Annotated in this window: 16 protein-coding genes; all 16 read right to left on the bottom strand. The window is 60.2% G+C overall.

The window, feature by feature from the left end:
* Positions 1 to 3: 3 nt before the first annotated feature.
* Positions 4 to 243, bottom strand: coding sequence for a CCDC90 family protein (locus EK22_RS18125; RefSeq protein ID WP_020158835.1), 240 nt, complete (start codon positions 241 to 243; stop codon positions 4 to 6).
* Between the two features lie 191 nt (positions 244 to 434).
* Entirely contained in the window at positions 435 to 1,979 is a 1,545-nt protein-coding gene (gene hutH, locus EK22_RS18120; RefSeq protein WP_036253222.1) for an HAL/PAL/TAL family ammonia-lyase, read from the bottom strand.
* Positions 1,980 to 2,053: 74 nt separating this feature from the next.
* Positions 2,054 to 2,965, bottom strand: a complete 912-nt coding sequence (locus EK22_RS18115; RefSeq protein WP_036253220.1) for an LpxL/LpxP family acyltransferase — start codon at positions 2,963 to 2,965, stop codon at positions 2,054 to 2,056.
* The gene (locus tag EK22_RS18110; RefSeq protein WP_036253218.1) at positions 2,962 to 3,696 is read right to left on the bottom strand and encodes a glycosyltransferase family 2 protein; all 735 of its coding nucleotides are present in this window, start codon (positions 3,694 to 3,696) and stop codon (positions 2,962 to 2,964) included. The genes EK22_RS18115 and EK22_RS18110 overlap by 4 nt, the downstream gene beginning before the upstream one ends.
* A 125-nt stretch (positions 3,697 to 3,821) precedes the next feature.
* On the bottom strand, positions 3,822 to 4,181 hold the full coding sequence (locus EK22_RS18105) for a PIN domain-containing protein (protein WP_051961965.1): 360 nt from the start codon (positions 4,179 to 4,181) through the stop codon (positions 3,822 to 3,824).
* Positions 4,159 to 4,377 carry a DUF2281 domain-containing protein gene (locus EK22_RS18100; protein WP_020158830.1) on the bottom strand — a complete coding sequence of 73 codons (219 nt, stop codon included), beginning with the start codon at positions 4,375 to 4,377 and terminating at the stop codon, positions 4,159 to 4,161. Before EK22_RS18100 ends, EK22_RS18105 begins: the two co-directional genes overlap by 23 nt.
* A 52-nt stretch (positions 4,378 to 4,429) precedes the next feature.
* Complete coding sequence (locus EK22_RS18095) at positions 4,430 to 6,127, bottom strand: ApeI family dehydratase (RefSeq protein WP_036253216.1); 1,698 nt, start codon at positions 6,125 to 6,127, stop codon at positions 4,430 to 4,432.
* Positions 6,117 to 6,665 (bottom strand): COG4648 family protein, encoded by a 549-nt coding sequence (locus tag EK22_RS18090; protein WP_020158827.1) that lies wholly within the window; start codon positions 6,663 to 6,665, stop codon positions 6,117 to 6,119. The genes EK22_RS18095 and EK22_RS18090 overlap by 11 nt, the downstream gene beginning before the upstream one ends.
* Positions 6,665 to 6,913: an acyl carrier protein gene (locus tag EK22_RS18085; RefSeq protein WP_020158826.1), complete on the bottom strand. Its 249-nt coding sequence runs from the start codon at positions 6,911 to 6,913 to the stop codon at positions 6,665 to 6,667. The genes EK22_RS18090 and EK22_RS18085 overlap by 1 nt, the downstream gene beginning before the upstream one ends.
* Positions 6,914 to 6,920: 7 nt before the next feature.
* Positions 6,921 to 7,169 (bottom strand): phosphopantetheine-binding protein, encoded by a 249-nt coding sequence (locus EK22_RS18080; RefSeq protein WP_036253214.1) that lies wholly within the window; start codon positions 7,167 to 7,169, stop codon positions 6,921 to 6,923.
* Positions 7,159 to 7,941, bottom strand: a complete 783-nt coding sequence (locus EK22_RS18075) for a lysophospholipid acyltransferase family protein (RefSeq protein ID WP_036253212.1) — start codon at positions 7,939 to 7,941, stop codon at positions 7,159 to 7,161. The genes EK22_RS18080 and EK22_RS18075 overlap by 11 nt, the downstream gene beginning before the upstream one ends.
* Complete coding sequence (locus tag EK22_RS18070) at positions 7,938 to 8,669, bottom strand: beta-ketoacyl synthase chain length factor (RefSeq protein WP_036253210.1); 732 nt, start codon at positions 8,667 to 8,669, stop codon at positions 7,938 to 7,940. The genes EK22_RS18075 and EK22_RS18070 overlap by 4 nt, the downstream gene beginning before the upstream one ends.
* Positions 8,670 to 8,783: 114 nt before the next feature.
* Positions 8,784 to 9,584, bottom strand: coding sequence for an indole-3-glycerol phosphate synthase TrpC (gene trpC, locus EK22_RS18065; protein ID WP_036253285.1), 801 nt, complete (start codon positions 9,582 to 9,584; stop codon positions 8,784 to 8,786).
* Positions 9,585 to 9,589: 5 nt separating this feature from the next.
* Positions 9,590 to 10,612, bottom strand: coding sequence for an anthranilate phosphoribosyltransferase (gene trpD / locus EK22_RS18060; RefSeq protein WP_036253208.1), 1,023 nt, complete (start codon positions 10,610 to 10,612; stop codon positions 9,590 to 9,592).
* 20 nt (positions 10,613 to 10,632) lie between these two features.
* A complete protein-coding gene (locus tag EK22_RS18055; RefSeq protein WP_036253206.1) occupies positions 10,633 to 11,223 on the bottom strand; it encodes an anthranilate synthase component II in 591 nt (196 codons plus the stop codon).
* A complete protein-coding gene (trpE, locus tag EK22_RS18050) occupies positions 11,220 to 12,707 on the bottom strand; it encodes an anthranilate synthase component I (protein WP_036253204.1) in 1,488 nt (495 codons plus the stop codon). Before trpE ends, EK22_RS18055 begins: the two co-directional genes overlap by 4 nt.
* Positions 12,708 to 12,711 lie beyond the last annotated feature (4 nt).

Genomic DNA, 12,711 nt, shown 5'->3' with positions numbered 1-12,711 from the left:
AAATTAAAAAAACGCCTTCAATACCAGCGATAACACGCCGGCGAGCAATACCCCCATCATCCATTTGATGACGGCCAGATCGGTTTTGACAGGCAATAGGGTTATTTCAAGGTCGTCTTTGGTGACAAGGCGGGCCTGCGCTTCAGCAATCACGCGCACTACGGCTTCTGCCTGCTCTTGCGGGATGCCTGCCGATTTGAGCTTATCTACCAGCTCCAGGGTATCAAAGGTAATAGTTGTCATTGCTGCTGTGTCCTGTCATTGTTAGAGGCAACTGTCATTACTTGCCTTGCGCTTTTCCCAGGCGCAAGTCGGTGTTTCAATTCTAACGCATCCCTGCATTAAACAGGCTCATAATTACTCCGGGTTATTGTGACAGAAACAGATAGCGTCACTGCCATTAGACATTAAGTTGAGTGCCCGTTCGATGTAGTTCAGTTATAAAGCGCCCAGTGCCGGTTTCGGATCAGCTCGATGCACAGCCGCAGTTCCGGTTCCAGGGCCCGGTCCGTGCTTAGAAACGCCACCCGCTCGCGCACCTGCGCGCAGGTGTCTTGCAGCGCAGGACTTAGTGCCTCGCTGCCGCCGCGCAGTTCCACGCCCTGAACGGTGGCCAGCAGCAGGGCCGCGGCAACCTGTTCGGTGAGTTCCAGCACCCGCAGGCAGTCGCGCGCCGCGATCGTACCCATGCTGACCTTGTCCTGGTTGTGGCATTCGGTCGAGCGCGAGAACACGCTGGCCGGCATGGTCAGCTTCAAGGCTTCGGCGGTCCAGGCCGAGACGCCTATCTGCACGGCCTTGAAGCCGTGGTTGATCATGGCCTGGCTGGCTTCGGCGCCGGACAGGTTGGCAGGCAGGCCCTGATTGAATTTGGGGTCCATCAGCTGCGCCATCTGCCGGTCCATCAGGTCGGCCAGATTGGCGACGGCCGTCTTCAGCGCGTCCATGGCGAAGGCGATATGGCCGCCGTAAAAGTGGCCGCCGTGCAGCACGCGCTCGCCTTCGGCGTCGATGATCGGGTTGTCGTTGGCGCTGTTCAATTCGTTTTCGATGAACTGGCGCAGCCAGGGCAGCGAGTCTTCCAGCACGCCGATCACATGCGGTGCGCAGCGCAGCGAGTAGCGGTCTTGCAGGCGCGTGTCGTGCCGGGGTGCAGCTACCGACAATTGCAGGTCCGCGCGCAGGCGCCCGGCCACGCGGTTCTGCCCCGGATGCGGCTTGACCGAGAACAGTTGTTCATCGAAGTGGTAGGCGTTGCCTTTCAGGGCGACTGAAGCCAGGGCAGTGATGCGCGTCGCCAGTTGCGACAGGTATTCAGCGCGCCGGTAAGCCAGACAGGCGAGCCCGGTCATGGCGGCCGTGCCGTTCATGATGGCGAGGCCTTCCTTCGGCTTCAGGGTCAGCGGCTCGATATCGAGCCGGGCCAGAACGTCTCTCGCGGGCTGATGCTGGCCTTGATACATGACTTCCCGTTCGCCGGCCAGCACGGCCGCGACATAGGACAGCGGCGTCAGATCGCCGCTGGCGCCGACCGAGCCTTCCTGCGGGATCAACGGCAGGATGTCGTGTTGCAGCAGCGCGGCCAACTGCTGCAGCAACCGGTAGCGCACGCCCGAAAAGCCCTGCGCGAGGCTGTTCAGGCGCGCGGCCAGGATGGCGCGCGTCTGTTCGGCGTCGAAATGGCTGCCCAGGCCGCAGCCGTGGAACGTGTAAAGATGCCGGGGCAGTTCTTCAACCAGATGCAGCGGCACGGACACGGTGCAGGAATCGCCGTAGCCGGTCGTGACGCCGTAAACGAAGCCCTCTTCCTTCAGCAAGGTGTCGACAAACTGCGCGCCTTTGTCGATGCGCCGCATGAAACCGGCATCCCGGCTCAATTCACAGACCGCCTGCCGGCGCGCCAGCAGGCACACGGCTTCGATTGTCAGCGGCTCGCCGTCGAAAATGACTTTATCTTTTAGAGGTGTTTGATTATTCATAGGGTGTCACTGAGTGCGAATGAATTCGCACCTACATGAATTCTGTTTTTGTTCATAGTCAAATGTTCACGCAATCAGCCGTGCCAGAAATCGAAGAAATTGAACCATTGCAAAGGCTCTTTCAGGCAATAAGCCTGCAGGCGTCCGGCGTAGCGCTGGATCTCTTCCTGCATGGCCTGCTCGCGCGTGTTGCGCGGAAATCTGAACCCGTCGCTGAAATGGTCGAAATAAATCACGTGCCTGCCCCGCTGCTTCAGGCAGAACAGCGTATAGACCGGGCACTTGAGCAGCGCCGCCAGGATGAACGGGCCCTGCGGGAACGGCGCCTCTTCGCCCAGAAACCGGGCCTTGAGGACGCGCGGCAGCTCGCTGACCGGCGTCCTGTCGGCGGTGATGATGACCAGTTCGCCGTTTTCGATCTTGTCGTTCAGCAGCATCGACGTGGCCGCCGTGATTTCCGTGACCTGTATCAGGTTCATGCGGCTGGCTTCGTTGTACTGGCTGAGCAGCCGGTTGAATTTCTCGGCGTGCTTGGTGTGCACGAGCACATTGATGCGGATATCCCTGTCCAGATAGGCGAGCACGCGGCAGACGTCCAGGTTGCCCAGATGCGATCCCAGCAGCACCGCGCCGCGCCCGCCGGCGATCCGGGCCATCAGGGCATCGCGGCCGCGGTACTCTACATCGGCGCGCGACAGGGCGCCGGACCAGGCCGCCAGCTTGTCGATCAAGGCATTGGCGAAACAGATGAAATGCCGGTAACTGTTGCCTGCCTTCACTGATGGCGAAAACCCGGCCACGCGGTCCAGGTAGGCCCGGCTGGCCTGCCGGCCCGGCTTGTTGATCAGCCAGTAATAGCTGACCACCGGATACAAGAACACCTGCAGGATGCGGCGGCCACACAGCAGGTAGATCTTCAGCAGCAGGCGCATGCCCCAGACGATGCCGCTTTCCTGCATCTCGGCCCAATGCCGGGTCTGCTTCATCGCCAACGCCTGATCAGTAGTTGCGGAAAACGCATCAGCATGCCTAAAAAAAGCCGGGCATGGATCATCGAGATCATGGCATTGTCGCGCCACAGCTTGAAGTGCGAGACGCCGTCGTAGGGATAACGCACGCGCGTGGACACATTGACCGCATCCGTGCCCTGCCAGTACAGGCGCACGGCGATGTCGATGTCGAAATCCATGCGCCGGCCGATGCGCGCGGTTTCAAGCAAGCGCTCGACAGCCTCCAAGGGGTACAGGCGGAAACCGCACATTCCGTCGGCGATCGCCAGCGACAGCGTGTTGATCGCTATCCACAGATTCGTGAACCGCCGGCCGTAGAGCCTCGCTCTAGGCGCGGAATCGTCGAACACGGGCCGGCCCAGGATCATGGCGTCCGGCTGCCGCCGGCCCGCCGCCAGGAATTCGGGAATAGCGTCGATGTCGTGCTGGCCGTCGGCGTCGATCTGCAGGGCATGGGTAAAGCCCAACCGGATGGCCTCGTTGAAGCCGTCGATCACAGCCGCGCCCTTGCCGCCGTTTTCCGGCCGGTTTAACAGAATCAGCCAGCCGGCTTCCTGTTCGGCGATCGCGTCCAGTGCTTTCGAACAGGCTGCCGAGCTGCCGTCGTTGACCAGCAGACAGAACAGGCCCTGCTCCTTCAGGCGCGCCACGACTTCGGGGATGGCCTGCTCATGGTTGTAAACGGGAACGATGACGCAGGCTTTCATGGCGTGAATCGGGCTGCGCCGGCATGATGCCGGATTGTCTGATGTGTGGAATAATGCACGTGGATTTTTTTCAGGGGCTAACCGGTGAAGAAAGGGTTGATCACGACCAGCTGCCCATCAAAAACCTACCCATGCTGCATATCCTCGGAATAAAGCGTGTCGCAGCCGGCCAGCAACGCGGATGCAACGATCAAAGCATCCCAATGGGGAAGCGAATAGTGCGCGGCAAGATGCATGGCTGCGCGTATGGTTTCTGTATCGACGGGCAAGACCTCGCAGAGATCCAACAGACTTTGCGCAACTTCATATGCGTCCTCCCTGGAAAATTTCTGTTTGCCCAGGAGTACGCTCACTGTTTCATTGATAACCTGGGCGCTGACCAGAACGCCCTCTGCAAGCAACTTTATTGCGGTCTCGCGGCGATCGGTATCCACGCCCAGCGCATAGACGACTACATTGGTATCAACGAAGGCCGGCGCGGTCATGAAGCTCTTCGCGGTTGAATTTGGTACCGTCGTAACGGCCTTTGAATTTTTCCAGAACGGCCAGCGCATGGACTCGCCGTTCTTCATGATCCCGCTTCCTTTTCGCTTTCAGAAACTCGACAAAATCCAGAATTTCACGCGCATCGGTCTCGGGCAAAGTTCTAACTTGCTCAAAAATCTTCTCTGCTATAGTCATGATATTTCCTCCGCAATGTAATCAACGCACCGGGATCCTATAATGCAGGTTTTCATGGCGTTTTTCCATAGACCAGACGGCCGGAACTGTGCGGCCCCTGCTCCGAGCTCATCGTGAAATACAGTCTGCCGGCCCGGGCGTTCCATTCCAGAGACAAGCCCAGCGCACTGCCGGGCTCGATGAGCCTGACGAATTTGATGGCCTCCAACTGCGAGAACGGCTGATCGATATCAAAGAACAGCTTGCCGTAGTGTTCGGCCCAGGCGATCTGCACGACGCCGGGCAGGATCGGGAAATTCCGGAAGTGATCCTTAAAATACACCAGCTCGTGCGGGATCAGCAGTTGCAGTTCGACGCGATCAGGGGCCCAATCCAGTCCCAGCACCTGGGGCAGTTTGTGGCCGCTTGGCGCCAGCAATTCATTCAGCAGGCGCGTGTCGGTTTTGCCCTGGGCGGTCAGGGGAATGCTGTCCAGAGTCAGCCATTTCCTCGGCAGGACGACGGCCTCGAACCAGTGATGGAGCGCCTCGCGCAGCTGCCTGATCAGGCCCGGCCTGCCCTGCTCCGCCAGCAGCTGTTTGCCGTCCTGGTTCAGCACGATGCCTGCACCGACGGTATCGCGGCTTTTCGCGATCATCAAGGCGGCAGCTTCCGATATCCACGGGAGTTCTGCCAGACGCTGCTCCATTTCGCTCAGGGACAGGCGTTTTTCCTCGATCTTGACGATGCGGTCCAGACGCCCCGCCAGCAGGAAGCGGCCGTCATCGAGGCGTTCGATCCGATCGGCCAGTTCCAGCCGTTCGCTGTTCAGCAGATAAGGCGACTGCAGCTGCCAGCGGGCCTGCTCATGAGTCAACGCCATGCCGTCGAACAGCGTCCAGGGCGTCGCAGGCTCAAGACCCTGCCGGCGCCAGGCGATGCCGCCGCTTTCCGTGCTGCCGAAGATTTCGATCGCGGGCTGCCCGCAGCAGGCGGAAACCTGCAAGGCCGCCTCATGCGACAGCGGGCCTCCGGAGCTGAACACAGCAGCCAGATCCGCCGCCAGCGGCTGGTCCAGGCGTTTCAGGTGCGCCGGGCTGGCAACCCAGTAGGCAGGCCGGTCCTGGCTCTGATGAGCCACGGCTTCGGCATTGAAATAAAGGCGGCTGTGAAAATAGCGGCCCGCCGACAGCGGCCACAGGATGCGGAACAGCAAGCCGTAAATATGCTGGTGGCTGACCGTCGCGAGAGCGGCCGCATCGGCCAGCTGTCCGCCCCACTGCTTTTCCAGCGTTTCGACTTCGCGCTGGAGCTGTATCAGGCGTTTGGGGACCGGCTTGGCCTCGCCCGTGGTGCCCGAGGTGAACATGACCAGCCGCGCGGCCGACGGATCGAGCGGCGCCAATTGCCGCTCGGGGCATGGCGCGGCATCCAGCCGATAGTCCTCGATGGCCGCTTCAGGCCAGTCGCCGATCAGCCGGCAGCCCTGCTCCTTCAGCTGCCCTGCCGTGCCGGGGCGGTTATTGCCGGGTATCCAGACTTCCTTGCCGGCATACAGCAGCGCGAACAGCAACACGGCGAACGGATAGGCGTCCTCCGTATATAAAGCATAGCGCGGTTCCGGCTGCGCCTGCAGTTTATCCAGCCACAGGCAGACGGCCGCGTGAAACTCGGCAGCGCGATAATGACGCCCGTCATGGCAGGAAACCGGCGTATCGGCCGGCCTTCTTGCCGTCAGGCACTCGGACAGCGCGATGAATCTATCGGACATGTTTCTGGGTCCGCAGCCTGACGATATACTCGCCGCCCAGCAAGGCGCCGGTCAGCAGATAGGAAATCAGGCCGTTATACAGGCTCCACTGCTCGAAACTGCCCCACAGTGCCGTCGCCAGCGCGATCAGGCCGTTCACGGCGAAGAACACGCACCAGATTTGCGTGACGCGGCGCGTATAGATAACGCCTTCGGGCGGCAGGTCGGGATGCTGCAGGCGCGCCAGGCGTTCGATCAGAGACTGCGGCGACCACAGGCTCCAGGCAAAAATCAGCAGCATGCAGGCGCTGACCAGCACCGGATAAAAGCGCAAGGTGATGAGATTGTTGGCCCAGATTGCGAAGCCGCAGTAGAGCATGCCGGCCAGCAGCAGGGGCCGCAGCCAGTGTCCGCCGGTACTGCCGGCAAGGCGCAGGGCCAGCAGGGCCAGCAGCAGGCCGGCGATGATTCTCGGTTCGACATAGTGAATGCCGAAATAAACAGCCAACGGATAAGCCAGCGTCAGCAGGCCGATCAGGCTGTTCAGAGCGACCCGCATCAATCCTGCACCAGGCTATGGACGGCCTCGACCACATCGCCGATCGTGCGGGCCGACTTGAAGTCTTCCGGCTTGACGGCTTTGCCGGTCATTTCCTTGAGCTTGACGATCATGTCGACGGCATCGATGCTGTCGAAATCGAGATCCTCGTATAACCGGGCTTCCAGGGTGATGCTGTCTTCGTCGATTTCAAACAGCTCGACCATGATTGATTTGATGGCCGCTAAAATTTCTTCACGTGAATTCATACCAACCTCAACGGCGTACCGATTCAATATAGGCTGCCAGCGACGAAACCGAAGCGAAAATCTTCGCGACATCGTCTTTTTCGGCATCGATTTTTACATCATACTGCTTTCGGATCGCCAGACCCAGTTCCAGGGCGTCGATTGAATCCAGACCCAGACCGGTGTTGAACAGCGGCTCATGACTGTCGATGTCATCGACGCTGATATCCTCCAGATCCAGCGCATCGATGATCAACTGTTTTAATTCATTTTCCATAGTACTTATAAACTTCTCTCTGTTGGGTAAAATAGTCCTGCAAATAGCGGTTCAACCGGCGCACGGCGACCGATTTCAAACCCGCCTCGGCAAATGCGTCCAGCGCGATATCATCGCCGACATGCAGGGCCAGATGAAAGCGCCGGTCAGGAATCCGGTACCAGGGCTCGGCCTTGGTCAGCGTGCTGGGGTAGCACGAAATCGTCACCGGCGTGACGATCCTGCCGGCCTGCAGCGCGATAGCGGCCGCGCCGCGCTGAAACCGGTAAGGCTTGCCCGGCACCGAGCGCGTGCCTTCCGGAAAAATGATCATCGATCCGCCCGCTTTCAGCCATGCGGCGCACTCGGCGATCATTTTCTCCGGATCGCTGTTGCTGATATAGCCGGCATTGACGATGGGCCCGCGCATGAACGGGTTGCGCCACAGCGAGCCCTTGACGATGCAGCTGGCCTCCTTGATGCGGCTGACCAGGAATACGATATCGACCAGGGTCGGATGGTTGGCGATGATCAATTGCCCCGGCCGGTTCAGTTTTTCCAGGCCGACGATTTCGTAGGTCATGACGCCTAAACGGTGCATCAGGCCGATGAAGGCGTAAAAACTGTAATGCACCACGCGCTGACCGCGGCTGGTTTTCTGCCGCCGCGTGCCCGGCAGCGCCGACAGCGCCGGAAACACCAGCAGCCATAACAACAGGCCGCCCAGGCCGAAACTGAAAAAGCTGAAGCCCGTGGCGAAAAGGCGCCAGCTGTACCTGATTTTTACCATCATCGTTTGTGCCAGCTCCAGCTGTGCCCCGGGTTTCCCAGGATCAGCGATTCGTCGCTGGAAACCAGAAACCTTGCCAATGCCAGCAACTGGACCGGCTGTTCGCCATCGTCGCGCGCTTCGGGCGACCGGCAGAACCTCATCGCCAGGCCCGGCCCCGCCGCCGCAATTTTCAACGCCAGCGCGCAGGGCGCGTCCGCGTTCAGCCTGAACGGCGCGAACGGGAAAAAATCGGGCAGCACTTCATCGTACAGCACCAGCAATACCTCGTCCCTGCCTTCGCTCAGCATGCCGGCCGCCTCGATAAAGGCCGCGGCCATGCCTTCCCTGCCCGGGGCCAGAACCGTGATTTCCTGCCGGTTGCCGTAGACGATCGAAAACAGGCCCGAAATGGCGTTATGGACACCCAGGCTGAAGGCCGTCGGCGACAGTTCCTCGCCCGCCCCTATGGTCTTGAGCATCTGGAACGACTTGCCGATTTCGCCGTGCGTGGAGCTGAATACCGTCGGCACCTGCTCACCGGCCTTGATGCAGCGGTCGGCGGCATGAAAAACCGCTTTCGCCAGCTGGCTCAGCCGGCGCTGCAGCATTTTCGGCACCGAGGCCGGCGCCACGGGCGGCTCCGTTGTCATTGATTTCTGTCCCGCACTCCATGCTCGCCAGTCATCGGGGCTGCTCAGACCCGGCGCCCAGGCGCCCCAGTCGCGCAAAACAAAATCGGAAACGATCAACTTAAACCTGCATGCAATAATTCAATTGAAAGAGCGGGACGGCGCCAAGACCGCCCCAGACTCTGATTGACACAAACCACGATAAGATCCGGCGCCGAAGCGCGGTTTCAGGATTTACAGGGAAAACAGCTCGCGCATTTTCTGTCCGGGACTTTCGGCGCGCATAAACGCTTCGCCGACCAGAAAGGCGTAAATCTCGTTATCGAGCATCAGGCGCACATCGTCCGACGTATGGATGCCGCTCTCGGTGATGATCATGCGGTCCGCCGGCACCTGCACTTTCAACGCCAGGGTCGTCTGCAGGCTCGTCTCGAATGTGCGCAGGTTGCGGTTGTTGATGCCGATCAGTTTGGTATCGAGCGTCAACGCCCGTTCCGTTTCGGCCGCGTCATGCACCTCGACCAGCACGTCCATGCCCAGTTTCGTGGCCGCATCGGCCAGTTCCTGCATCTGGCTGTCGGCCAGCGCCGCGACGATCAGCAGGATGCAGTCCGCGCCCAGGGCGCGCGCCTCGTAAATCTGATACGGATCGATCATGAAGTCTTTTCTCAGCACCGGCAGCGGGCAGCGCTCCCTGACCATCTGCAGGTACACTTCCGAGCCCTGGAAGAACTCCTTATCGGTCAGCACCGACAGGCAGGCCGCGCCGTTCATGGCGTAGTCCTGGCCGATCGCGACCGGCTGGAAATCTTCGCGGATCACGCCCTTGCTGGGCGAGGCTTTCTTGATCTCGGCGATAATGGCGGGCTTTTTGGCCAGCACCCGGCTCTGCAGGGCATTGTAGAATCCGCGCGGTCTTTCCATGTCGCGGCCGATGTCTTCGAGGTCGGCAACGGACATGCGCAGTTTGCGCCGGGCGACTTCTTCCTGTTTCTTATCGAGAATTTTTTTCAGTATATCGGGCGTATCGGTCATGATCTTCAATCAGTTAAAGTTTTTGAATAGGTAATCAAGGCATCCCATTTCGCGCGCGCCGCGCCGCTGGCAATGACCTGCCGGGCTTTTTCCACGCCGGCTGCCAGCGAATCGGCGAGATCGGCCGCGTAAATCGCCGCGCCGGCATTCAGCGTCACGATGTCGCGGGCAGGTCCTGGCAGGTTGTCCAGCACCGACTTCACCATGGACAGACTGGATGCCGTGCCGTCGACGGCCAGCTCGGCGATACTGGCGCGCTGCAAGCCGAACTGCTCCGGCGTCACCGCATAGGTCGTGACCTGGCCGTCTTTCAGTTCGGCGACGCTGGTCGCGCAGGCGATGCTGATTTCGTCGAGCCCGTCATCGGCATTGACCACCAGCACATGCCGGCTGCCGAGCTTTTTCAGGACCTGCGCCAGAGGCTCCAGCCAGTCCTTGCCGAAGACGCCGATGAGCTGATTCGGCGCGCCGGCCGGATTCGACAACGGACCCAGCAGGTTGAACAGCGTCCGGACGCCCATTTCCCGGCGCGGGCCGATCGCATATTTCATGGCGCCGTGATGTTTTGGCGCAAACAGGAAGCCGACGCCGATTTCATTGACGCAGCTTGCGACCTGCTCGGCCGTCAGATCGAGATTGACGCCGGCTGCTTCCAGCACGTCGGCGCTGCCGCAGCTGCTTGAAACGGAACGGTTGCCGTGCTTGGCCACCCGCCCGCCCGCCGCGGCGACGACAAATGCACAGGTTGTGGATATGTTAAACGTGTTCGCGCCGTCGCCACCCGTGCCGCAGGTGTCGATGATATGTTCGCCCCTGACAGGGACTTTGCCGGCCAATTCGCGCATGACTTCCGCCGCGGCCGCGATTTCATCGACGCTTTCGCCTTTGCAGCGCAGGGCGATCAGGAAACCGCCGATCTGCGCATCGGTCGCGCCGCCGCTCATGATCAGGCGCATGACCGCGCGCATCTGGTCGGCGCTCAGGTCTTGTTTATCGAGCAGTATCTGCAGAGCTTTCTGGATTTGCATGATCTAAAGGCGTTTCGAGTTTAGCGTTCCAGGAAATTCCTGAGCATATCATGCCCATGCTCGGTCAGGATCGACTCGGGATGGAACTGCACGCCCTCGATATCGAACTGCTTGTGCCGAACGCCCATGATTTCATCGATGTTGCCGGCTTCGTCCCGGGTCCAGGCCGTGATTTCCAGGCAGTCGGGCAGGGTCGCCTGCTCGATCACCAGCGAGTGGTAACGCGTCGCCGTGAAAGGGTTGCTGAGCCCCTTGAAGACGCCGACATCATTGTGATAAATCGGTGAAGTTTTGCCGTGCATGATGCTCTTGGCATGGATGATGTTGCCGCCGAACGCATAGCCGATGCTCTGGTGGCCGAGGCAGACGCCCAGGATCGGGTATTTGCCGGCCAGCTTTAAAATGGTTTCGACCGAAACGCCGGCTTCCTTGGGCGTGCACGGCCCCGGCGAAATCACGATCTTGTCGGGCGCCAGTCTTTCGATGTCGGCCACGGTCACCTGGTCGTTGCGCACGACCGTGACATCGGCGCCGAGTTCGCCGAAATACTGCACCAGGTTATAGGTGAACGAGTCGTAGTTATCCACCATGACCACTTTTACGGCGCTCATGACTGCTCTCCTTCCAGGCCGGCTTCGGCCATGCTGACGGCGCGGAAGACGGCGCGGCCTTTGTTCATGGTTTCATCCCATTCGTTGCGGGGTATGGAGTCGTAAACGATGCCGGCGCCGGCTTGTATGTGTAAGGTTTGATCTTTTATCACAGCGGTTCTGATTGCAATTGCGGTGTCGAGATTGCCGGACCAGGCGATATAGCCGACGGCGCCCGAATAAACGCCGCGCTTGACCGGCTCCAGCTCATCGATGATTTCCATGGCGCGGATTTTCGGCGCGCCGCTGACGGTGCCGGCCGGGAAGGTCGCCGCCAGCACATCGAAGGCGTTCTTGCCGGCTTGCAGCTGTCCGGTCACGTTGGAGACGATATGCATGACGTGCGAATAGCGCTCGACGATCATCTTGTCGGTCAGCCTGACGCTGCCGATCTCGGCGATGCGGCCGGTGTCGTTGCGGCCCAGGTCGATCAGCATCAGATGCTCGGCCAGTTCCTTCGGATCGGCCAGCAGGTCTTTTTCCAGCGCCAGGTCCTGTTCCGGCGTCGCGCCGCGCCGGCGCGTGCCGGCGATCGGGCGCACGGTCACGGTGTCGTCTTCGAGCCGCACCAGGATTTCCGGCGACGAACCGACGATATGGAAATCGCCCAGGTTCAGGTAATACATGTAGGGCGAAGGGTTCAGGCAGCGCAGAGCCCGGTACAGGTTCAGCGGCGATGCCGTGTAGGGAATGGACAGGCGCTGCGACAGCACGACCTGCATGATGTCGCCGTTGGTGATGTATTCCTTGGCTTTCAGTACGGCGTCTTCGAAGCCCTGCTGCGTGAAGCCGGAAACAAAGTCCGACTCGTCGACTTTTCGGGGCGCTTTATGGTTTTCCGGCCTGGCTTTCAGCTCGCGCAGCTTGACGGCCAGATCGTTCAGGCGTGTGACGGCGCGCTCGTAAGCGTCGTGCTCCTCGGGATTGGCATGGGTCAGCAGCAGCAACTTGCCGGACAGGTTGTCGAACACGAGCATTTCTTCCGACACCATCAGCAGAATATCGGGATTGCCCAGCGGATCGCTTTTCGCCGGCCGGCGCAGACGCGGTTCGATGTAGCCGATGGTCTCGTAGCCGAAATAGCCGACCAGGCCGCCGCTGAAGCGCGGCAGATCGTCCAGGTCGGGCACTTTGTAGCGTGCCTTGAACTGCTCTATCCAGACCAGCGGGTTTTCGTGCGTCAGGGTTTCCAGCAGTTCGCCGTTGCTCTCCAGCGTGATGCGGTTGCCGGTGACTTTGACGATGGTTTTGCAGGGCATTCCGATGATCGAGTAACGACCCCACTGTTCGCCGCCGTGCACCGATTCGAATAAATAGGAATAAGGGCCATCGGCTAATTTCAGATAGGCACTCAAGGGTGTATCCAAGTCAGCCAGAACCTCCCGGCTAACGGGAATACGGTTATAACCCTGCCGCGTGTAGTGATTGAATTGTTCTGGAGTCATTTTT

This window comes from Methylobacter sp. BBA5.1 (genome assembly GCF_000746145.1).
Taxonomy (GTDB): domain Bacteria; phylum Pseudomonadota; class Gammaproteobacteria; order Methylococcales; family Methylomonadaceae; genus Methylobacter; species Methylobacter marinus.
This window is presented reverse-complemented; position numbering and strand designations above follow the sequence as displayed.